Consider the following 541-nt stretch of genomic DNA (forward strand, 5'->3'; position numbering starts at 1 on the left):
GAGCTATCGCCCAAAGTTGGTGACGGCGGGAATCGGAAAGGCGGCATATCGTGGGGGTGCTTGACGCCTCCACTTCTCCACCGAAGGAGCGATATGCCGTGTCCAACGATAACGTCATCCATCTGATTCAGCCAGGAATCTTCGACGATCAACTCACAGAAGTCTTGCGCAATGGAGCGCGTGCCCTGCTGGCCCAGGCGGTCGAGGCCGAGGTTGCAGACTTTCTAGGCCAGCATGCCGATTTGAAGACCCGGGACGGCCACCAGCGCGTCGTCCGCCACGGTCACCTGCCGGAGCGCGAGGTGATGACCGGCATCGGTCCGGTCGCCGTCCGCCAGCCGCGTGTACGCGATCGCGAAGCGGACGCCGCCGATCCTGGCCGCATCCGGTTCTCGCCGTCGATCCTGCCGCCCTACATGCGCCGGTCGAAGTCGATCGAGACGCTGCTGCCGATCCTTTACCTGAAGGGTATCTCGACCGGCGACTTCTCTGAGGCGCTGGCTGCGCTGCTCGGCAAGGATGCTGCCGGGTTGTCGGCATC

1 protein-coding gene is annotated in these 541 nt (G+C 64.0%); it reads left to right on the forward strand.

Annotated elements, in window-relative coordinates; all coding sequences use genetic code 11:
* Positions 1-98: 98 nt before the first annotated feature.
* A partial coding sequence (locus IVB42_RS14040) for a transposase (RefSeq protein WP_247366718.1) occupies positions 99-541 on the forward strand: 443 nt, incomplete at its 3' end.

This window comes from Bradyrhizobium sp. 45, assembly GCF_023073155.1.
Taxonomy (GTDB): Bacteria; Pseudomonadota; Alphaproteobacteria; order Rhizobiales; family Xanthobacteraceae; genus Bradyrhizobium; species Bradyrhizobium canariense_D.